Here is a 22,232-nt window from a genome sequence, read left to right on the forward strand (position 1 = left end):
CAAATAATTAATTCAACGGAGCCAGGCAGATGCCTTTTTTTATTTAGATATTTTTAGATTTACATTTTTTTCTTCACAACATTAATTATACAACCTATATAATTTTTAATTTTAATACATTTTAAAGCTTTTCTGGAGACTTATATTCTACACCAAAAGTTTCTACCTCGACAGATTTCATTACTTGGTCTTCTTTCGGCATATCTCTAGCGCCTGTTTCTACTTCAGCTATTTGATCAACAGTTTCCATACCTTCAACTACCTCACCAAAAGCTGCATATTGGCCATCTAAGTGAGGAGAATCTTTGTGCATAATAAAGAACTGTGAACCTGCAGAATTAGGGCTCTGACTGCGGGCCATCGAAATAACTCCACGGCTGTGTTTTAAATCATTATCATAACCATTAGCAGAAAATTCACCTTTAATTGAATAACCGGGATTACCCATTCCTGTGCCATCAGGACAGCCACCTTGAATCATAAAACCTTTTATTACTCGATGAAAAATAAGACCATCATAATACCCATCTTCAGCCAGCTGAATAAAATTTTTAACTGTATTTTCAGCTTTTTCTGGGTAGAGTTCTAATTTGATTTGATTCCCACTTTCCATTGTTATTGTTATTTCTGGATTTTTTGACATTTATAACACCTCAATTTAATTTTTAATCTTTCTTTCATTATTATATATAATTTAAGCTGATATTTAAAGCTGATATTTTAAAATCTTATTAATCAACACGACTTATTTTAAAATCTGATCTTCTTAATTTCAAAAAGTTAAAAATTGACAAGCTGAAGCTATTAATTATATAATTGATTTAAATAATTTGATTTTTCAAAAAGAAGGGAGTAGAAAAAAGTATGAAAAATATTTTAAAGAAAAGCTATTTATTAGTTTTAATTGTTCTATTAATATCTTCATTTTCAATGAATTTAGCAGCCCAGGAATATGAGATAGGAATTTCACAGTTTGTTGAGCATCCATCTTTAGATTTGGCCAGAGAGGGTTTTATTGATCAGCTGGCAGAAGAAGGTTTTGTTGATGGTGAAAATATTGAAATAGATTTGCAGAATGCTCAGGCTGATTTTGCCACTGCTCAGACGATTGCCCAAAGATTTAATCAAAATAAGGTTGATTTAGTTTTAGCAATTGCAACACCATCCGCTCAAACAGCAGCAAATGTTTTAAAAAATACGCCGGTATTAATTACAGCTGTTACTGATCCTGTAGAAGCTGGTATTGTTAAAAGCATGGAAAAGCCAGGAGCTAATATTACCGGAACAACAGATATGAATCCGGTGGCAAAACAGTTAGAATTAATAAGAAATTTTTTACCTGAGGTAAAAGATATAGGTATTTTATATAATCCAGGTGAGGTGAATTCAACTGTTCAGGTTAAATTAGCTAAAGAAAAAGCCAAGGAAATGGGAGTTAATCTGGAAGAAGCAACAGTTAGCAACAGCAGTGAAGTTAGTCTGGCAGTTTCTTCATTGGTAGATAATGTAGATGCAATTTATGTGCCAACTGATAATATTATCGTTTCTGCAATGCCAACTGTACTTCAAATAGCACATAATAGAAAGATTCCAGTATTTGCTTCTGAAAATAACTCAGTTGAGCAGGGTGCAGTTGCCACTTTAGGAATTGATTATTATCAGTTAGGCAGACAGACTGGATCTATGGCAGCCAGGATTCTTAATGGTAGTGACCCTGCGAAAATGCCTGTTGAATCTTCGAAAGAATTAAAGCTTTATATTAATCAAAAATCGACTGAAGAAATTGGTTTAGAAATTCCAGCAGAACTATTAGAATCTGCTGATACTATTTTTAAGTAAAGCGAAATTAAAAAAGAGTTCATTATTTAGTTAAAAATTATATATGCAAATAGAGTAGGGCGACCACTTTAATGGTTGCCCCCTCATCAAACCGCACGTGCCTTACTAAGGCATACGGCTTACCAACGTGTTTTGATTTGAATTTATATTTTTGCTAATCTTTGTGTGCATTTTATTTTACGGACTTTTTCAGTGGTATAATAATTCTGACCTTTTTCCCTTGCTCTTTCTACTTTGCGTTTTTGATTTTTCCTGTACTTTTCCTTCATGTATCTGATATAATCATCTATGGTATAACCAAATTGATAATTATAATATAACCAGAAGGCTGGGATTAATCCAACTTTTGCAAAGTATTCATTATTCCATTTGCTAGTCATTTTCCAGCCTTTTTTCTGACTGGGATGGTCATGTATCATTGCTACTCTCAGTCTTCTTCTAATATATCCATCAATTGCTAATAATTTATTGCTAAAAACATTTATATAGCAGTTACTTTTCTGTCCATAACTTTCATTGGCATTGATAGCCTTATATAGATTCAAGTAATAATTTATCTTTCCTCTGATCACTGGATTTACTCTTTCAAGCCATGATTTGATATTTAAAGTTAGATTCTTTCCAGTTTTAGCTTTAATACTTTCTTTAAATTTCTTCCAGGTTGATTCTTGAGGTTTTGCTATGAAATATGGTTTTCCATCTCTTTTTCGATTTCTCCAGTGCTCAAAAGTATATCCTAGAAAATCAAAATCATCATCATTAAAATCAACAACTTTCGTCTTTTCCTTCGATATTTCAAGACCTAATTCTTCGAGTTTTCCTTTAACTATCTGGATGGCCTTTTTAATATCCTCTTCACTTTTTGCAAACACTAGAAAATCATCCGCATATCTAACAAATCTTATTTTATTTTCCTCTAAAACCCAGTCCAGTTCATTTAAATAGGTATTAGCAAGAATTGGCGAAATGACTCCACCCTGCGGAGTGCCGGAACTTACGTCATAATACTTTCCTTCTTCCATGTAACCAGCTTTCAACCATTTCCAAATCATATCCAGCACTGTACCATCTGCTACATATTTATTTAATATTTTCATTAGCTTTTTATGTGGTATGTTATCAAAGAATCCTTTGATATCACAATCATATACATAATTATATCCTGTCTCGATATGCCAGAGGATTATTTGTAGTGCTCTCTGCACACCTCTGCCAGGTCGATAACCACAGGACCATTTATGGAAGACTTCTGCTTCAAATTTAGGCTGGATTACATTTACTACAGCCTGTTGGATTATTCTGTCTTCAATAGTTGGTATTCCAAGTGGTCTTACCTTACCATTTTTCTTCGGTATATACTGTCGTCTTACCGGAGATGGTTTGTACTCTTTCTCTTTTAATTTATCCAGCATCTTCTCTAATTTCTTTTCTGACTGCTTTCCAAATGATTCTAGAGTTTCACCATCAATTCCACCTGCACCTTTATTAGCTTTTACTTTCTGCCAGGCTTCCTTTAACCGCTTTTCGTTCAGTATCTGTCCATAAATACTATGCCACTTTAATTTTCTTTCTTTATTCTTTAACTCTTTCAAATCTTATTCCACTCCCTGTTTTGCACACATCCAGCTCGTTTATACTATATTTAGTATCGTCACTGTTTACATTATGCATTATTTAAGTGTGAATCCACTCAGGTCGCACTCCCTTCCGTTCAGAAAATGTTTAGTCATTTTCTTACTTCCGTACTATGGAGGCGTCTGACTTCTCTATCCGTGTCAACAACTTCGGCTTAACCTTATATGTCTTCACCCATTTCTGGTAGGATAGAGACCTCACGGGGTTGTTGCACTTTCCTTCTAAACATGCCCTGTACCTTCACCTGTTAAACTTTTAATATTCGTCCGGATTCTCTGAATATCAAATACTTATTTCTTAAGTAGATTTCCCATTCTTTTCGGATAGTCATCAATTTAACCTGCCGCTCGTACTTTACGCATTTCTGCATTAGGGCCTGCTCATCCACCTACGGACTTCTCAGCTTGCCGCGTCTCCTTCAGACAGCACTTCACAATGCTGCCCTAGACTAAGTTTCCCGAGCTATACCGGCATCCTCGGGGAAGGACTTCCACCTTCGAGAAAATTATTCTTCCAGACTCTCAATCCGTTTTTACCTTCAAGGTAACGTAATCGCTGTCCTTAACAATTAATTCATTTATGTTACAAAAAGTGCGACTGCCCGTCGCACAAAAAGAAGCCAGGCATAATGCCTGGCTTTAATATTCTAAAAAAATGGTGGTGGAAGACAGAATTGAACTGTCGACACGTGGATTTTCAATCCACTGCTCTACCGACTGAGCTATTCCACCTAATATGTAATTAATTAAAAATGGTTGCGGGGACCGGATTCGAACCGATGACCTCCAGGTTATGAGCCTGACGAGCTACCAGACTGCTCTACCCCGCGCTATGAATGGTGAGCCATGGAGGATTCGAACCTCCGACAACCTGATTAAAAGTCAGGTGCTCTGCCAACTGAGCTAATGGCCCATTTCTCTTGCGACGCTTTTTATAATATCAATAAACCAGGTGGTTGTCAAGAAAAAAGTACAAAAAAGTTTAATATAAAGTAAAATTTAGAAAAAATAAAAGGCAGACAACAAATAGAGCTGCCCACCTTAAAATTTAAATCATCTCAAACTGCAGTGTCACATTATTAAACTAAGGTAAATAATTTTTAGGATTCAGCGGCTTTTCATTTTGTAAAACTCCAAAATGAAGGTGGGGCCCTGTGCTTAAACCTGTATTTCCTGATAAAGCTACCACTTGTCCCTTATTAACCATTGAACCTTTAGCAACACTTACCTTTGAGTTATGTGCATAAAGAGTTTCTATACCCCGACCATGATCAATAATAACTGTATATCCAAATCCGTTCATCCAGCCGCTATGTACAACTTTTCCTCCTGCTGCTGCTTTTACACGAGTACCTGATGGTACAGCAATATCCAAACCATTATGAAATAATCTTGTCTTTTTAATGGGGTGAGTTCTCCAGCCAAAATTGGAAGTTATTCTACCACTAACCGGCCAGATCAGAGAATTTCTGCTTAATGAAAAAGGACCTCTTTCATAATCAGTTATTATCAGCTCATCACCAGCAAATATCCTATCTCCATTTAAATTATTATTCTGACGAATTGTATCTATATCAGTACCATACATTCTGGCAATGGTACTTAAAGCATCTCCTCGCTGTACTTTATGTACTATCTGCTCAGAAGAAGATTCATTTCTTTTAGCTTTTGCCTCACTTTTACTGCTGTCTGATTTTTCAAAATCTACAATTGGAAGCACCAGTTCCTGGCCTTCTTTAATAAAATCTGAATTTAAATTGTTGGCATCCATAATTTCTTCTACCGGTAGATTTCTGCGGGCTGCAATTGTGGAAAGTGTATCGCCCCTGCGGACTGTATAATAAATCTGTGCTCTTTTAGCTTCCGATTTTTCTTCAGTATTCTTAGCTTCAGTCTTTGCTTCGGCAGTTATAATCTTATCTCTTGGAATTTTCAAATCCTGTCCGGGTTTTAATTTAGAAGAACTCATGTTATTAAACTCCATAATTTCTTCTACAGTCACATCTCTTGACCCAGCAATTCCTGACAGAGTATCTCCATTATCCACTACATAAAGCTCATAAGATACTTTCTCAGAAATCATTTTTTTCAATAATTCAAGGGTTCTACCTCCAACAATACCATCAACCTGCAGATTATTACTTTCCTGAAAAGATTCGACCGCTACTTCGGTAGTTCGACCAAAAATGCCATCAGTCGAAACATTATAGCCAAGTGTCTCTAAATATTTCTGGACTTCAATTACATCTCTACCTCGATCATTTAATTTAACCTGAAAAGCGGAGGCAGTGATAGTTATTGACAAAAGAAAAACTAATAAAAATATTAGCGTTGTTAAATAGGTATTTTTTTCCATTTCTCCCCTCCTTTCTTTTTTACTCTACTATACATATTTCTAGATAAAACTCAGATTTCCTTTTTATATTTCCCTTTTTTGTTTAAATTTATAAAATTATTCTGTCTCAGGGCCTCATAGATAATAATGGAAACTGAGTTAGAAAGATTCAGAGATCTTAAATCATCTTTCATAGGAATCCTAATACATCTATCAAGATTATTTTCTAATAATTCTTCCGGTAGACCTGCTGTTTCTTTGCCAAATAGAAAATAATCATCATCCTGATATTCAAATTCAGCATATGATTTTGCTGCTTTAGTGGTTGCATAAAAAAAGCGCCCACCTTTATTTTCTTTAAAAAAATGCTCTAAATTATCATAATAACTGATATCTAATTTATCCCAGTAATCAAGTCCGGCTCTTTTTAGATATTTATCTGATGTTGAAAATCCGAGTGGTCTAACCAGATGCAGCTTAGAATCGGTTACTGCACAGGTGCGGGCAATATTTCCGGTATTTTGAGGAATTTCTGGTTCAACAAGTACAATATTCAAGTTTATCACCTTTGTTATATCTATTTTTCTGAATTGATTTTTACTTATCTTCTACAAAAGTTAAATTTCTATTAAACTTCTATTTTTAGACCATCATAAGCTGGACTTACATACTCAGGCAGATAATCATTTAATTTCTGATGGTCAAGTCTGTGAGAGATATGAGTTAAATAACCGTGTTTTAAATTTAAGCTTTCAATCAGCTCCACTGCCTGGTCAACCGACATGTGAGTTGGGTGTTCTTCAAAACGAAGTGCATCAACTGCTGCATATTCTATACCTTCCAGGAGTTTTAAAGAACTCTCAGAGATTTTACTGCAGTCAGTTAGATAGGCAAAATTATTAATCCGGTAAGCAAGTATCTTGTTGTCCCCATGATAGATTGGTACCGGTTGAACTGTTAAATCTTTAAAATGCATCTCTTCTTCAATCTTCTTTAAAATAACCTGGGGAACTCCTCCACCAGGATTTTCTTCGGAAAATATATAAGGAAAAACTTTTTTTATATGATTTAAAGTTTTATGATCACCATATACAGGCATTTCTTTACCCTGAAACCAGTTTAAAGCCCTGATATCATCAAACCCCATAATATGATCTGCATGAGCATGGGTCATCAAAACTGAATCAACATTTTTTATTTTATTAGCAATTAACTCCAGCCTCATCTCAGGCGGAGTATCAATTAACAAATTATATTCTTCACTTTTTATATGAATCGATGTGCGCATCCTTTTATTCTTTGGATTATTTGACTGACACACCTCACAATCACAGGCAATTACAGGTACCCCGTGGGAGGTTCCAGTTCCTAAAAATGTTATTTGCAAAAAAACAACCCCTCTCATTAAAAATTTTAACTTAAAAGAGGGGCATTTGTCAAACATTTAACTAATTTATTTGCTTTAATAATCCCTTATTTCTCAGGAAATTTGCCAGTTTTTTATAAATTAAAACTGTAATAATCGAGTTAATTACTGCTTTGGTTAAATTAAATGGTAAAATTCCGGGCAACATCATCTGTAGAACCTGTTCTCTGGGAATCCCATAAAAGATTGGATTAAAAATCAAATTGGCTCCTGCCATCACAACTGTCATTGCAATTGAACCAATTGCAAGTCCTTTAATTGCTCCGACTTTGTTATGGTGTTTTTGATAAAAATAACCTGCTGTACCCGCAAAGACACCTGTTGCTAGAAAATGCATAAAAGCCCCGAAAGGACCTCCCAGGCCTGTAAATACTGCCATTAAAATTGATAATATAAAGGTAGCCCCAAGTGCGGCAGCTGGCCCAAACATAAATGAAATGATTAAGATTGGAATATCTCCTGGTTCATAAATTAAAAATGGTAAAAACATCGGAAAACGAATCAGCAGCATTAATACCAGTGAAAAAGCTGATAAAACTGCAATTGTAGTAATTCTTTTTGTATCCATCTTTTCTCTCCTCATTGTTTATTTATTATCTCCAATTAAAACAAAAAATTAGCCCATTTTTACAGGGCTAATCAATTATCAAATCTTCTTTATTCCGGACTGTACCGTCGGTACTGGAATTTCACCAGTTCAGCTGAAGCTCGTGGACTATACCACCGGTTTGGAATTGCTTTTAAGCTCACCAGACCCTGAAGATAATATTTTTTTGTCAGTTTTATTATAAGCAATTTTTTCCCAAAAAGCAAATTTTTGATTAAACAGCTGCTTAATTAATTTTTTCAATTTCTACTCCGGGATAAAAATGCTTAATAATCTCCTGGTAATTCCAGCCTGCAGCTCCCATTCCTGCTGATGCTGACTGGTCAAGACCAAGATTATGACCCCAGCCGGAGCCGTAAACATAAAGTTCTTTTAAATAACCATTCTGATCATAGTGGCTGTCAAAATAAAAGCGGCTGCTTTTTAAACCCCCGAGTACTCTTCTGATCTGAGAGACACTGTAATCTTTACTTTCCTGATCACTGTAAATAGTCAGCGAAGTAATTGTACCACCCTGAGCTCGCTCATTGACCTCAATTTTTCTAATTTTATTTAGCTCACTCCTGTATTCTATAACCTCTGCAGGAACTCTTAACTGCCAGCGATAGTTACTGCTGCCAAAATCTTTAGAATAAGATTCTGGAGAAGATAAAAGCCATTGCTGCAGCTCAACCGGGGCCAGTGGAAAATCATAATCATCATTTTTCATCTGATTTGCCCCCCGCAGATAATGTAAATCGGCAGACCAGATTTGATCACTGCGCTCTGTAAAACCACCACTGTTGCTGCTGAAAACAGCTTCAATAACTCTGCCTTCGTAAACTGCACTTTCTCCCTGAGTTGATAAAACTGCTTCTGTAGTGCGCTCATTTTCACTCATTATCCCATTATAGGCTGCACAGTGAACACTTGAACAGAGATCATAACCATCACTGCTGTGGCGTCCTAAATTGCTGAGCGTATAGCTTCTGGCTGCTACAGCCTGAGCCTTTAAGGCTTCCTCCGGCCAGCTGGCATAAATCTCTGAAGGAACTACAGAAATCAAGTAGGGTGTCAGTTCAATCTGATTAATTAGGGTAAACTCTTCTCCCTCACCTTTGATAATCATATTACCTCTGTACTGTCTGTTGCCGCTCCCCTGCCAGAAATACCCCTGTCCATAATTAATATTATAGACATAAAAGGAATAATTTTGCTGACTGCTGTAAATCTGATATTCAAGATCAGAGCTGCCAAGCCTTACCCTTTCCTCTTCAGTTCGAATAAATATTGATCCAGCTTCTATTTCGAGCAGATAATTTTTACGCGGCTCACCTCGATAGATAATTTTACCATCATAAACTACTGAAAAAGAACCTGAATACTGGAAAAGAAGATGCTCATTATTTTCCTGGAGTCCAATTCTCAGCATCTGATTTTCTTTTTGATTTTTTAGTTCTTTAACTTCACGCCAGGAAGCCTCTAAAGTGAACGGGTTAATTTCTTCTGGTTCTTCTTGATCTTCATCATCAGGTTTTAGCTGTGGATATTTATCCTGATATTGATTAATCTTCTGATAGGCTAAGTCTCTATACCAACCATAAGAAAGGGTCCGCTGCCAGTAATTATAGGCTTCAATTTCTTCACCGGCAAGTTCAAGCATCTCAGCCATATTTTTAAAGAGATATGTCTGACCTCGATTTGCCTCATAAGCTGACTGATAATTATTAAATGCCTGCTTAAAATTATTCTTTTTTCTGTTCAGTTCTGCACTGAGCAGATAAACTTCCGACTGATTAACTTTTAAATTGGTGATTTTCATCAAATATTCTTCTGCTTTATCAAGATTATCTAAATCTAAATTATTCTTAATCAAATAATAATATTTCTGATAAAGCATAGATTCCTGCTCAAGCTGCTCATCAAACTTATTTTCCAAAATATAATTTGAGGCAAGCTGGTTGTTGAGCTCATAAAAATTAACTGCCAGATCCAAATAATCCTGGTTTTGATTACTTAAAATAGTTAACTGCATCCGCGTTTTATTTTCTGCCTGTAGTTTATTCTGATCATTATAGACTACAGCCAGATTACGCCTGCTTTCTAAATTAAACGGAGAAAGTTCAATTATCTCCTGATAATAGTTTTCTGCCGCCGAATAATTCCCCTCATAATAAGCTTCTTTTGCTAACTTAAATAATTCATTGATAGTTCTGTCTCTGCTCTCCTGAGCCATGGTTACAGCTAACTTTTCTTCCTGCTGATAAAAATGGTCAGCAACTGGAATTAAAATCCCCAGTAAAAGAGCAGAGATTATTATTAACCTAAAAACTTTTTTCATTAAATACAACTCCTAGTTTAAAGAAGATCACTTGCAATCTCAGCAAGTTCAGATCTTTCTCCTTCCTTTAACATAATGTGACCGGCAATTTTTTGATCATGAAATTTATGAGCAAGATAATTTAATCCATTTTTATGAAAGTTCAAATATGGATTATCAATCTGATACGGATCACCGGTAAAGATTAATTTAGACCCTTCTCCAGCTCTGGTCACTATTGTTTTAACTTCGTGTAACGATAGATTTTGTGCCTCATCAATTATTATAAACTGATCTGGAACAGATCGTCCTCTAATATAGGTTAAAGGTTCAACCTGAATTAAATCTTTATCAAGCAACTTCTGATAGGCGTAATCTGCATTTTTATTGCGGTGAACAATAAAGTCCAGATTATCAAAAATCGGCTGCATCCAGGGGCCCATTTTCTCTTCAACATCACCCGGTAAAAAGCCCATTTCTTTACCCATTGGCTGGATTGGTCGGCCCACAAGCAGCTTGGAATAAGTCTGCTCATCTACCGCCTTTGCCAGACCTGCTGCTATTGCCAGTAGGGTTTTACCTGTACCGGCTTTTCCTGACATAGTCACCAGTTTAATTTCATCATCCAGCAGCAGTTCAAGAGCAAGCTGCTGCTCCCTATTTCTGGCTCTAATTTTTGCCGGCTGACTCTTATTATAGCGGAGAGTAACCAGATTTTCGCCATCGAACCTGGCCAGAGCGGTATTCTTATTTCGATCATCAGCTGTCAGCTGTACAAATTCATTTGGATAAAGTGAGTCATCGAGCTGATCCAGTTCTGCTGGAGAAATTTTTTCTTCCTTAAAAAATTTATCGATTAGCGAAGAGCTGCAGCTAATTTCCTTAAAGCCTGAATATATTTCTTCTTCCTTCAATCTGCTTGAATTATGCTCTTCTGCCTCCAGACCATAGGCATCACAGATTAAGCGCAGATTAATATCATCAGAGATCATTACTACCTTTTTATCTGAGTTTTCTTTCTGAAGGTGAATTGCAGTTGAGATGATTCGATTATCCATCTTACTGGAGCTCAATCCTTCGGGAAGTTCGAGTCCACCATTGATAACAATTTTAATAGTTCCACCTGAATCCAACTCTACCCCGTCGTGCAGATTACCCTTAGCTCTAATTTCTTCTAAAATTCTTGAACTTTCGCGGGCATTATAACCTAAATCTGAACTTTTTGTCTTCAAATTATCAATTTCTTCTAAAACAGCCAGTGGGATAATAACATCATTATCTTCAAAACTATAGATGGCGCGCGGGTCATTTAACAACACATTGGTGTCCAGAACAAATATTTTTTTCATCAAATCATCTCCTCTTTATTTTTTTAAATCAAAGATGAATCTTTTTTTATTTACTTGCTGTAATAAGTACAGAGATTAGAAGCAAAACAATTTTCACAGTCAGGATTTTGTGCTTTACAGAGCGCCCGACCGTGGTCAATTAACCAGTGATGAAAATCTATCCAGTATTTTTTGGGAATTAAATCTGTTAATTCCTTTTCTGTCTGCGAAACATTCTGACCGCTGCTCAAACCCAGACGTTCTGAAACTCTAAAAACATGAGTATCCACTGGAAATGCTGCTTTAAAAAAGGCATTTGCCAGCACAACATTAGCAGTTTTTCTACCCACCCCACTTAATTTTAAAAGTTCTTTGCGGGTCTCAGGAACTTCTCCTCCAAATTCATCCAGCAGGATCCTGCAGGTTTTTAAAATATATTTTGCTTTATTTCTAAAAAGACCAATACTGTTTATTTTTTCTTCTAATTCCTGCTGGCTGAGCTTCAGCATAGCTTCCGGTGTATTGTATTCCTGAAAAAGATCTTCTGTTACCTTATTTACCTGTATATCTGTCGTCTGAGCAGATAAAATAGTAGCAATTAAAAGTTCAAAAGGGGTACTAAAATTTAAAGCTGTACCTGGTTCAGGATAGTGTTCTGAAAATAAATCTACTAATTTTTCTACTTTTTCTTCTTTGCTAATTTTATCAGTCAATTAATTTCCTCCTAAAATCTTACTCTCTTAATCTTATTTTACTTGATATTAACAGAAAAATAAAGTTATCTTATTAAATATTCCTGATTGTTCCTATTATCTAGACATAAAAGCTAAAAAATGATAGTATAATTAAAAGATAAAATATAATTATTATATGAGGTGTTATAAAAATGAAATATAATTTTGGCATAGATATTGATGGTGTTTTGACAGATGAAGGGCCAGATCACAACAGTATCTGGCAGCAGAAAATGAATGAGTTTTTTGATCGTGAAATAACTCTAAAAGAATATACCTATGACCTGAGAAAAGCTTTTGCACTCAGTGATCAGGAATTGAATGAATTTATTCAGGAAAATATTGAAGAAATCTACAGTAATGTAAAGGCAGTTGACAAAGCAAGAAAAATACTTAAAGAACTTTATGACCAGGGACACCGCTTAATTTTAATTACCGCCAGAAGTGAAGAACATCGTCCAATAACTGAAAACTGGCTGCAGGAAAACAATATACCCTATCATGAACTGCACCATGAAGACCAGAAAGCTCCACTGGCTGCAGAGAAAAATATATCTTTATTTATTGATGATAAAAAAGAAAATGCAGTTGAAATAGCAGCCAGAAATATCCCGGTGATTTTAGTAAGTAAATATCATAATCATGATTTTGAAGGTAATGATCAAATAACAAAGGTTAAGGACTGGGATGAAATCAAGACAAATATAGAGCTATTCTTCTCTAAAAACACTCATTCCAGTAAACTCTCTTAAAATTGAAGTAACAGGAACCTCATTATCAGGTATAGCTTTAAAATTGCTTAAGATTTCGAGCAGCCGCTGTGCCTGATAATAGTTTTTATTTGTTTTATCAATCTGTTTTAATAAAGGCTCGACATAATTTTTGAGGACTGAAAGCTCATAAATCAAAGCTGAATTAAACATTACATCTGCATTTTCCTGGTAGGGGAAAATGTTTTTTTCTTCTCCCTTACGGACACTCTTCCATAAATTCAAGGTCTCAGATGCCGCCAGGTTTCGGTACTGATTATCTCTTACAATTCTTCTGATTAATCTTGTATCAGTTGTTGGAATCCTGTTATGACAGTCAATATTTAACTGGGTGAGAGCACTAATATAAATTTTAAATTTTAAATCCTGTGGGATAACTTCGGTCAATTTATCATTCAAGCCGTGAATTCCTTCAATTAAAATTGGCTGGTCATCTTCCAGTTTTAGATATTTTCCGCTTTTTTCTCGGACACCTTTTTCAAAATTAAATTTTGGAAGTTCAACTTTCTCTCCCTGAATTAACTTTAATAAATGATCATTAAAAAGTTCTAAATTAATGGCATTTAATGACTCAAAATCAGGGTTCCCGTTTTTGTCAACTGGAGTATTTTCGCGATCAACAAAATAGTCATCTACTGAAATCTGAACCGGCCTTAAACCATTAATTTTAAGCTGAGTTGAAAGACGATGAGTAAAAGTAGTTTTACCTGATGAAGTGGGTCCGGCAATTAAAATTATCTTATTTCTGGGCATCCCACTTTTTATTCTATCTGCAATCTCTGCTATTTTTTTCTCATGCAGGGCTTCTGCTATCCTAATCAGCTCATTATATTCTTTGTTTTCAATCAGCTGATTTAATTCTACCACATCATTAACGCCAAGAATTTTGCCCAGACGCTCATATTCTAAAAATATATTAGCCAGTTTAGGCTGCTCAATAAATTTAGGAACTTTTTTGCTGCTGAAAAATTTGGGGAATAATAAGACAAAACCTGGGATTCTCAAGTGGAGATCGAATTCTCCTAAATAAGAAGTAGAAGGAACCATATTATAGTAAAAATAATCATAGTAACCGTCAAGCTCATAAAGAGTATAATAATCCTTGTCCTGTTCTTTAATTAGTTCACTTCTAAAAGAACAGTTTTCATTTTTTATAATCTCCAGAACCTCTTTTTTATTTAACCGGTGTTTTTTTATCTTATAGTCAGCTGCAATGATTTCCTGCATCCTCTTTTTTACTTTATTTAAATCATTTTTGCTTAAACTGCTTTTATTTTCAAGTTCACAGTAGATACCGTTGCTGATTGAAATCTCAATCTTTAAAACAGCTTCCGGAAAAATTTCGTATATTGCTCTGGCGAGGACCAGATAAAGACTTCGCCTGTAGATTCTATTTCCCAGTTCTGAATTTATTTTAACTGTTTTGATTTCTGCATCTTGATCAAGTTCTTCATTTAAATCATAAACTTCATTATCTATAATAACAGCCATTACATCCTTTGGCTCTTTAATTTTACTCTCTTCGATTATTGCTTCGATGCTCTTTTTTTCAATAACTTTTAATTTTTCTCCATCTAAATTAATATTCATTCTCTTCTCCTTTCTGCTCCAATAAACTAAAGATCAGCTTTTGATATTTGCTGTTATTTTCAGCTGCAGCTGTCTTTTTTACAAGCTCTTTTGCCCGCTGATAATTTATTTTAAGCAGTGCCAGCACAGCATAATAACGGATTATAGGCGAATTATCCTGGAGCTTTTTTTGAACTGCCTCAAAATATTTCTCATCTTCTAAATTAGAAACAGCAATAAGTGCATTTCTCAGTAAGATTCTGCTGCCCCTCCACATAATTGCAGTATTTTTAAGTTCAGATGGAGGATTATTTCTTTCAATTTCTAAAAAATAATTTAATTTTTTATCAAAAAAACTCAATTCCGGCTGAGTTATTTGCTCTTTATTAACATTATATGGGCACTTGGTCTGGCAGGCATCACAGCCCCAGATATGGGTGCCGATTTTATTTACTTCACTTTTAGATAAAATTCCTTTTTTTTGAGTTAAATAAGAAATACAGACTTCCCCATCAAGTAAGTACTCATCTTTAAGAGCTCCCCCCTCACAATTTTGAAGGCAGATCTGACACTGGCCGCAGTCAAGCTCAAGCGGCTCATCTTTTTCTATCTCCAGATCTGTAAAAAGTTCACCCAAAAATAAATATGAACCCAGCTCTGGATTAATCAGCATTGAATTTTTACCGATAAAGCCAATTCCTGCTCTTTTTGCCAGCGCTCTTTCTAAAAAAGGGGCTGTATCAACAAATATTTTATAATTAAAATCTCTATTTAATTTCTGCTGCAGTTCTAATGCCAGTTTTTTAAGCTTCTGCTGCAGGTAATCATGATAATCTTCAACAGTCACATAATTGGATAAAAAAGGACTGGCTCCACCATTATTATAACTGATTGCTGTTACAATAATCGAATTTAAATTTTCAAATTGCAGAGCTGGTTTTGTCAGCTGATCAAGATCCCGGTTTGTAAAAGGCTGGGGCCAGTACTCAGTCTCTGCTCTTTTTTCTAAAATCAATCTTTCCTCAGTGAGCTCACTGCCGTCTGTAATACCACAGAGATCAATTTTTAATTCAGCTGCAGTTTTTTTGACTAACTTATTGATCTGCATTTTGTTCTAATTCCCTTTCTTTTTTTAAAAGATATATGCTATAGATAATTCCAGCTGCCGCTGAAATCAAAGACCAGAAAAAATACATACTTTCACCGCCGGCAAGCTGATATATTTTACCGCCAATCAGACTGCCTGATATAGCACTAACTCCCATAAATACTCCGGCATAGATATTCTGTCCGGTAGCTCTAAATTTTTCCCCACTAATCTGGTCCACATAATCTACTCCAACCGCAAAAAAGAGGCCAAAAGTTATGCTGTGCAGAAGCTGAGATAATAAAATTATCGGATTAGATGGAAAAAGTGAGAGCAGCAGCCAGCGTATCATAAACCCGATGCTGATCACTGCAATAATTTTACTGAATTTATTGTTTTTGATTATCCTGTCGGAAAAAAAGAAAGCTAATATCTCACTGGCCGAAGAAATTGTGAGAGCAATACCAACCAGAAACTCCCCACCTCCATGATCAATAATATAGAGCGGAAAATAGCTGTAGTTGGCATTCATCGCAGTCTGAAGAATAAATACAAAAAATAAAAAGTAAAGCAATCTTTTTTTTCTAAATATTTTCTTGAAATCACCAGGGTTTAAGACTTCAATTTCTCTTTTGCTTTTTGGTAAAAATTTAAGCAGAAATATTGATAAAATTAAAACCACTGCATAAACATAAAATAAATTAGCAGATGAGGTGCTTTCCAAAAAATAACCTAAAAAAGAAACTGAAAGCATATAACCTGCTGACCCCCACAGTCTAAACTTACCATAGTGATTAGAATTATCTCCAAGATAATCTAAAAGTAAACTGTCAGATAAGGGGACAATCGGGTTCTGAAATAAAGTGTAAAAAAACATTAAAAGCATTAAAAATTTAAATGATCCTGTCTGAGGGAATAACAGCACTGTAGTCAGGGTACCAAGCAGAGTTATAAATAAAACTTTTTTATTCTCATGAAAGTAGTCGGTTAAAAATCCCCAGAAAGGCATCAATAAAAGAGCAAAAAATCTGGGGATGGCATTAACCAATCCTATTTGGAAAGAATCAAGACCCGCATCCTGGAAGTAGATATTAAAATAGCCAAAGGCGGCCATTGTAATATAAAATATAAAGTTATACAGCTTAAAAGCCAAACAAATCAGTCCTCATTTAAAATAATCGATTCAACCATAAAGTCCTTATTAAATACTTTATCTGAATATGCAAGCAGTTCTTCTAGAGTTATATTTTCAATTATTTCTGCCAGCTCAAAAATATCAATTCCCAGTCGGCGGTAATTAACAAATTCTGCAGCCAGATGGTTAAAGTTATTAAACAACCTGATAAAGCTGCCCTGATATTTTCTTTTTATCCGCTGAAAATTATCCCTAATTTCATCATGGTCAATATCAACTAACTTTTCTTTGATTCTTCTGCGCATCTGATCCGGTTTGTTACTCTCCCCATGCAGATGAACATAGGCATAATCAGGCTTTTTATGATAGGTACAGGAAAAGCTGTTGTCAATAATTCCCTCGTCATATAGCTGGTTATAATTTTTACTGCTGCGGCCAAAAACTATATCTAATAGCAGATTTACAATATATTCCTTTTTGATTATCTGAGCCGGTTCTTCACTTTTCACCGGGTCTTTAAAGGCAATCTGAACCATCGGCCGAGAAATATTCATTTTTTCTTCAACCAGTTTCTTGGCAACTTTTTCTGGTTCCTCCTGAATAATTCTAACTGGATTTTTAAAATGAGGAAAATGCTTTTTGGATTGATTTTCTCTAATCAAATTTATAATCCGTTTTGGATCAAGGTCCCCAATTAAGATTAAATCCATATTTGAAGGCAGATAAAAGTTATAATAACAGATATATAAATCCTCAGGAGTAATCGACATCACACTTTCTTCAGTCCCGGCTATATCGTTTTTGACTGGATGGTTGGAATATAAAGCAGAAAGCAAATTAAAATAGGATCTCCAGTAAGGGTTATCCTGATACATTTTAATTTCCTGAACGATAATCCCCTTCTCTTTTTTTACATTTTCATCACTGAAATATGGTTCCTGAACAAATTCAATTAAGTTAATTAGAGAATCTTCAAAATTACTGCTGCTGGAGAAAAGATAATTTGTGCTGTCAAAATTAGTATAAGCATTTGCAGATGCACCGAGATCAGCAAATTTATCAAAGATGCTCTCTTCTTTATCCTCAAAAAGCTGATGTTCTAGAAAATGGGCAATCCCCAGAGGCATATTTCTTCTGCGGCCATTTTTAACATCAATAAAATCTATATCATTTGAGCCAAAATCCACTGAAAGCATTGCATACTGTTTTACATAATCCTTCTTGGGAAAAATATAAATATTTAAGCCGTTATCCAGTTTTTCTTTAATTAATGTTTCATCCATATTTTTATTGTATATGCTCTCCAAAATAATCAATCCTCACTTTTTAGTAAATATATTGTATCCATCTTTAATTTTTCAGCAACAGCTATTATATCTTCCCTGTTTACTGCTTCAACTCCCTTAATTGTCTGGTTAATTGATTCTTCCTTATTATTGACCAGACTTAAAAGAAAATGAGCAGAAAGAGCTTTATTGCTGTCTAAATCCTGTTTTAAATGGTTGATAATACTTTTTTTAGAACGCATAAATTCTTCTTCACTGAAATCACCTGCTGCTACTGCTGCAATTTCTTTTTTTACAAGTTCAATTACTTTTTCTTTATTTTCAGCGTTAATTCCACTGTTAATCAAAAGTAGACCCTTAGTTGTCTCAATAGAAGAACTAACATAATAAGCCAGACTTCTTTTCTCTCTAATCTCCTGAAACAGTCTGGAGTGAGTTGAGCCTCCAATTAAACTGTTAAATACAAGCAGCGAATAATAATCAGGCATTTTACGGGTAATGCCGGTTCTAAAACCAATCGATAATCTTGCCTGATTTACTCTTAACTCCTGCTCATAAAAATCTATTTTTTTATCACGGTAGACGACTTCAGTCTGCTCATCAAAAATATCGTCTCCCGCCTGCAGCTCAGTATTCTCAAAAAGATCATTGACAAAGCTGCTCTTAAAATTACCTACTAAAAAGAGTGACCTTTTAGCCTGGCTGAGTATTTTCTGGTAATGATCGAAAAGCTCCTGGTTGCTAATTTGATCAAGTACTGAAACTGATCCCATTTTATAGATACCATATTTTTCATTTTTACACATTCGGGAAAGGCAATTTTCGACCGTAAAACTGTATTTATCATTAATTAAGGATAAAATATCCTGTTTTAGAATCTCTTTTTCCTGCTTAAAATATTTTTCATTAAATTTACCTGCTTCAGTTAACGGATTAAAGATTATATCATTTAATAAGTTAAAGGCATCTATAGTTAAATTGCTTTTATGAGTTAAAAACTTTTCGTTGACCATCTCCAGAGAAAATCTTAAAATTTGATTTTCCCCTCTTTTAAGGATGTTAAAACTCATATTTGAGCCATATAAATTTTCTAACTGGGTCTTAATTAGTTGATTGTCCTTATAATTTTTTGATCCCCTTTCCAGTACTGAAGGGATCAGGGCATTCATGGCTGCCTCTTTTTCGTTCTTAAGAGGCAGCATGAAATATACCTGGATCAGGTTTGTTTTGAATTTATCTGTTGCCAGATGGTGTAAATTAAATCTATTCTGATAGCTTTTAAATTCTAAGTCATTCATAAATAATTACTCTCCTGTTCTGGATAATTGGTTTAAAATTTCTCCTAATTCTTCTATTAGTTCTCCGTATTCTGCAAAATTACCATCCTGCAGAGCCTGCTGTGCCTGCTGATATAAATCATTGGCTTCAGTGATTAATTCTGCACTGCTGGTCGGCATTAAGTCAGTTTTATCTGTATCCTGCTGGCTCTGATCAGGCTGTACATCTGAAGCCTCATCTTCGACTCCAGCTGTTTCTTCTACATCTAAACCTGTTTCTTCCTGCAGTTCTTCTACATCTTCTTCCGGTACAGCCAGGCCTTCTCCTTCTTCAAGCATTGCCCTCAGAGCATCTTCTAAGTTTTCGCGCATTATTATCTGGTTTTTATAAGAAACAATTACTCTTCTTAATTCGGGAATACCGCCGCCTTCAGCCTGCAGGAATATTGGCTCTACATATAAGACACTATTATTAACAGGAATCACCAGCAGATTTCCACGAATAACATCTGAACCACGCTGACTCCAGAGGGTTAAGAGCTGTGATATCTCAGATTCCTGATCAATTCTGGATTCAATCTGGTTGGGACCATAAACAAGCTGATCTTTAGGGAATCTGTAGGTGAATAATTCACCGTAATGTTCTCCATCATTTCGCGCTGCCATCCAGGCCACCATATTATCTCTATTTGATGGGGTAAAGGGAGACATTAAAATAAACTCTGCCTTATCTTCACCAGGAAGCTGATTCATTATATAATACGGCTCAACTGGAACTGTTGATCCCTGGTAATTTTCCTGTGGAATCTCCCAGACATCCTCCCTGTTATAATAAACTACCGGGTCTTCCATATGATAGTTTTTATAAATCTGAGTCTGGATCTTAAATAAATCCTGTGGATAACGAAGATGTTCCCTGATAGAATCAGGCATTTCAGCTCCTGGTTTGAATAAATCATCAAAAATCTTCGCATAGGTTTGGGCAATTGGATCTTCTTGATCAACAATATAATAATCTAAAGTACCATTATAGGCATCTACAACTACTTTGATCGAATTGCGGACATAATTTTCTCTGCCATTATAAGGTTGAGAATAAGGATAAAGACCGGTAGTTGTATAGGCATCATAGATCCAGAATAGCCTTCCTTCTGCATTTATTATATAAGGGTCATTATCGTACTGCAAAAATGGTGCTGCTTTCCTAACTCTCTGATGGATATTACGTGTATACATTATCTGACTCTGGTCATTAATATCGTCTGATAATAAAATTTTCATTGTATTAAAGCGCAGAGCAAAAATAGATTTTCTAAGAATATTAGAAATTTCTACACCACCGGTACCTTCATACTCAGTAAAGACATTTTCAGAACCCATGGGATAGTGAAACTCTGTTTCATCTGTATTTACAATTACATAATTATCAGTTTTTTCTCCATAATAAATTGAAGAATTATCCAAATTAATATTTTCGTTATTAACTTTAGGTGGAATATCCTGAATCAAAAATTCAGGCTGTCCATTAGCTCTTACCTGACCGCCCGGACTCATTGTAACTCCAAGACCGTGAGTATACTTTAATGTTTTATTAACCCAGGTTTGAGCCTGTGAGGCAAGTGCATTTTGATCAAGTTCTCTGGCACCCAGCATCACCTGAGTATAATCATCTCCCAGCTGATAGCGGTCAATATCAATATCTTCAAAAGTATAATACTGTCTTAAAGCCTGGAGCTGATTATAAGTATCCTGTAAGGGCCTGTAATCCCAGAGCCTAATATTATCTACTACAGTCTCATACTCCATTAACTCATCATAAGTTAAATCATCATCTGAGAGCACAAAATCATCAGTTTCAACATCATCAAGTCCATAAGCCTTTAAAGTCATCTGAATATTATTTTCTATAAATTCTTCTTCTCTATTAATTTCATTTGGTTCAACACTGTACTGCTGGACAAAGGCGGGATAAACACCTGTAAAAATAATTGAAAGAAGAACCCAGGCTCCAATTCCCCAGACCAGCGGCTTATAATTATTTTTAAATAAACTGTAAAGTACTGCCAGAGCAACAAAGATTACTGTTACAAATAAAACTCTATATCCCAACAAATTAGCATTTACATCAGTGTAGCCGGCACCGAAAACAACTCCGTCTGCAGAAAATAAAATATTGTACATCTGAAGTCTGTAATCCCAGGCTTTAAAAAGCAAAAAGACAAATACCAAAATTGACATGTGTTTTTTTGCTCTACTGCTTAATTTACCTGAAATTTCACTAAAAGAGTGAATACCAGTAAAGATAATATAAATTGCTCCAACTAAAATTAAAGAAATTACTATAACTACCATTCCCATTTCTCGTAAAAAGGAGTAGAAAGGCAGCGAAAAAACATAGAAGGAAATATCATTATTAAATATTGGATCAACAGTGTTAAATTCAGTTTTATTTAAAAACTTTAAGACCATTTTCCAGCTTTCACTAGAAATTGAAGAAAATAAAAAACCAAAAACAATACTGGCTAAAAGATAAATTAAATTCAACCTTTTTTTATTTAACCATTCAAAAATTTGATTTCTTTCTTCGCCAAATAAATTTTCAACTTTTGAATCTGTTTGAACATTAATAAATTTGTTGATCGGTTTTTTGGTAAAATGAAGATTGAGATAAATGACAGCTGCAAAGACCACCCCGATCAGCAGCCTTAAAATGAAATTGGAAAGAAACATAATTGTAAATGTTTTTTCAAAGTTTAATTCCTTAAACCAGAGCCAGTCTGTATAGATATTCGCCCCGGTTGAAATGAAAATAATTAACAAAATAGCAGCGATTGCAAAAATGGAGAGAAAAAATTTAATTGTTTTACTCATAATTTTCTCCTTTCAGATTTTAAGCTAATAATTTT

At 34.9% G+C, this 22,232-nt stretch carries 18 protein-coding genes, 3 tRNA genes and 1 riboswitch; of the genes, 2 read left to right on the forward strand and 19 right to left on the reverse strand.

Going from position 1 to position 22,232, the window contains the following annotated elements; genetic code table 11:
• Positions 1-121: 121 nt before the first annotated feature.
• Positions 122-643: a peptidylprolyl isomerase gene (locus tag C8C76_RS06020; protein ID WP_089722677.1), complete on the reverse strand. Its 522-nt coding sequence runs from the start codon at positions 641-643 to the stop codon at positions 122-124.
• Positions 644-864: 221 nt separating this feature from the next.
• Here C8C76_RS06020 and C8C76_RS06025 point away from each other — a divergent pair, with 221 nt between their 5' ends.
• Positions 865-1,839 (forward strand): ABC transporter substrate-binding protein, encoded by a 975-nt coding sequence (locus tag C8C76_RS06025; protein ID WP_089722678.1) that lies wholly within the window; start codon positions 865-867, stop codon positions 1,837-1,839.
• A 143-nt stretch (positions 1,840-1,982) separates the two neighbouring features.
• Here C8C76_RS06025 and ltrA read toward each other — a convergent pair whose 3' ends face one another.
• The 12 genes from ltrA to nth form a co-directional block, all read right to left on the reverse strand.
• Complete coding sequence (gene ltrA, locus C8C76_RS06030; RefSeq protein WP_108139630.1) at positions 1,983-3,431, reverse strand: group II intron reverse transcriptase/maturase; 1,449 nt, start codon at positions 3,429-3,431, stop codon at positions 1,983-1,985.
• A gap of 290 nt (positions 3,432-3,721) precedes the next feature.
• Positions 3,722-3,844: a hypothetical protein gene (locus tag C8C76_RS15340; protein ID WP_258222431.1), complete on the reverse strand. Its 123-nt coding sequence runs from the start codon at positions 3,842-3,844 to the stop codon at positions 3,722-3,724.
• 285 nt (positions 3,845-4,129) lie between these two features.
• A tRNA-Phe gene (locus C8C76_RS06035) sits at positions 4,130-4,205 on the reverse strand.
• 21 nt (positions 4,206-4,226) lie between these two features.
• Positions 4,227-4,303: transfer RNA gene (locus tag C8C76_RS06040), tRNA-Met, on the reverse strand.
• Positions 4,304-4,310: 7 nt separating this feature from the next.
• Positions 4,311-4,386: transfer RNA gene (locus C8C76_RS06045), tRNA-Lys, on the reverse strand.
• A gap of 171 nt (positions 4,387-4,557) precedes the next feature.
• Positions 4,558-5,829, reverse strand: a complete 1,272-nt coding sequence (locus C8C76_RS06050; protein WP_108139632.1) for a LysM peptidoglycan-binding domain-containing protein — start codon at positions 5,827-5,829, stop codon at positions 4,558-4,560.
• 50 nt (positions 5,830-5,879) lie between these two features.
• The gene (gene trmL / locus C8C76_RS06055; protein WP_108139758.1) at positions 5,880-6,371 is read right to left on the reverse strand and encodes a tRNA (uridine(34)/cytosine(34)/5-carboxymethylaminomethyluridine(34)-2'-O)-methyltransferase TrmL; all 492 of its coding nucleotides are present in this window, start codon (positions 6,369-6,371) and stop codon (positions 5,880-5,882) included.
• A 65-nt stretch (positions 6,372-6,436) separates the two neighbouring features.
• Positions 6,437-7,195, reverse strand: a complete 759-nt coding sequence (locus tag C8C76_RS06060; protein ID WP_108139634.1) for an MBL fold metallo-hydrolase — start codon at positions 7,193-7,195, stop codon at positions 6,437-6,439.
• Positions 7,196-7,256: 61 nt separating this feature from the next.
• The gene (locus tag C8C76_RS06065) at positions 7,257-7,802 is read right to left on the reverse strand and encodes an ECF transporter S component (RefSeq protein ID WP_108139636.1); all 546 of its coding nucleotides are present in this window, start codon (positions 7,800-7,802) and stop codon (positions 7,257-7,259) included.
• A gap of 78 nt (positions 7,803-7,880) precedes the next feature.
• Positions 7,881-8,002, reverse strand: a riboswitch (FMN riboswitch).
• Positions 8,003-8,067: 65 nt separating this feature from the next.
• Positions 8,068-10,161, reverse strand: coding sequence for a SpoIID/LytB domain-containing protein (locus tag C8C76_RS06070; protein ID WP_108139638.1), 2,094 nt, complete (start codon positions 10,159-10,161; stop codon positions 8,068-8,070).
• Between the two features lie 17 nt (positions 10,162-10,178).
• Positions 10,179-11,489, reverse strand: a complete 1,311-nt coding sequence (locus C8C76_RS06075) for a PhoH family protein (RefSeq protein WP_108139640.1) — start codon at positions 11,487-11,489, stop codon at positions 10,179-10,181.
• 50 nt (positions 11,490-11,539) lie between these two features.
• Positions 11,540-12,181: an endonuclease III gene (gene nth, locus C8C76_RS06080; RefSeq protein ID WP_108139642.1), complete on the reverse strand. Its 642-nt coding sequence runs from the start codon at positions 12,179-12,181 to the stop codon at positions 11,540-11,542.
• A 173-nt stretch (positions 12,182-12,354) separates the two neighbouring features.
• On the opposite strand from nth, the gene C8C76_RS06085 reads away from it, so the two are divergent.
• On the forward strand, positions 12,355-12,954 hold the full coding sequence (locus C8C76_RS06085) for a 5' nucleotidase, NT5C type (RefSeq protein ID WP_108139644.1): 600 nt from the start codon (positions 12,355-12,357) through the stop codon (positions 12,952-12,954).
• Here C8C76_RS06085 and C8C76_RS06090 read toward each other — a convergent pair.
• From C8C76_RS06090 to C8C76_RS06115, 6 genes are read right to left on the reverse strand one after another with little or no spacing between them, the layout of a single operon-like run.
• Entirely contained in the window at positions 12,913-14,562 is a 1,650-nt protein-coding gene (locus tag C8C76_RS06090) for a nucleoside kinase (protein ID WP_108139646.1), read from the reverse strand. The genes C8C76_RS06085 and C8C76_RS06090 overlap by 42 nt on opposite strands.
• The gene (gene queG / locus C8C76_RS06095) at positions 14,552-15,649 is read right to left on the reverse strand and encodes a tRNA epoxyqueuosine(34) reductase QueG (RefSeq protein ID WP_108139648.1); all 1,098 of its coding nucleotides are present in this window, start codon (positions 15,647-15,649) and stop codon (positions 14,552-14,554) included. The genes C8C76_RS06090 and queG overlap by 11 nt, the downstream gene beginning before the upstream one ends.
• Positions 15,636-16,781: an MFS transporter gene (locus C8C76_RS06100; RefSeq protein ID WP_108139650.1), complete on the reverse strand. Its 1,146-nt coding sequence runs from the start codon at positions 16,779-16,781 to the stop codon at positions 15,636-15,638. Before C8C76_RS06100 ends, queG begins: the two co-directional genes overlap by 14 nt.
• 5 nt (positions 16,782-16,786) lie before the next feature.
• Positions 16,787-18,070 carry an EF-P 5-aminopentanol modification-associated protein YfmH gene (gene yfmH, locus C8C76_RS06105; protein ID WP_108139651.1) on the reverse strand — a complete coding sequence of 428 codons (1,284 nt, stop codon included), beginning with the start codon at positions 18,068-18,070 and terminating at the stop codon, positions 16,787-16,789.
• Between the two features lie 5 nt (positions 18,071-18,075).
• The gene (yfmF, locus tag C8C76_RS06110) at positions 18,076-19,347 is read right to left on the reverse strand and encodes an EF-P 5-aminopentanol modification-associated protein YfmF (protein ID WP_108139653.1); all 1,272 of its coding nucleotides are present in this window, start codon (positions 19,345-19,347) and stop codon (positions 18,076-18,078) included.
• A gap of 6 nt (positions 19,348-19,353) precedes the next feature.
• Positions 19,354-22,197 (reverse strand): UPF0182 family membrane protein, encoded by a 2,844-nt coding sequence (locus C8C76_RS06115; RefSeq protein ID WP_108139655.1) that lies wholly within the window; start codon positions 22,195-22,197, stop codon positions 19,354-19,356.
• Positions 22,198-22,232 lie beyond the last annotated feature (35 nt).

Origin of the sequence: Halanaerobium saccharolyticum (assembly GCF_003053565.1) — a bacterium.
Lineage (GTDB): Bacteria > Bacillota > Halanaerobiia > Halanaerobiales > Halanaerobiaceae > Halanaerobium > Halanaerobium saccharolyticum_B.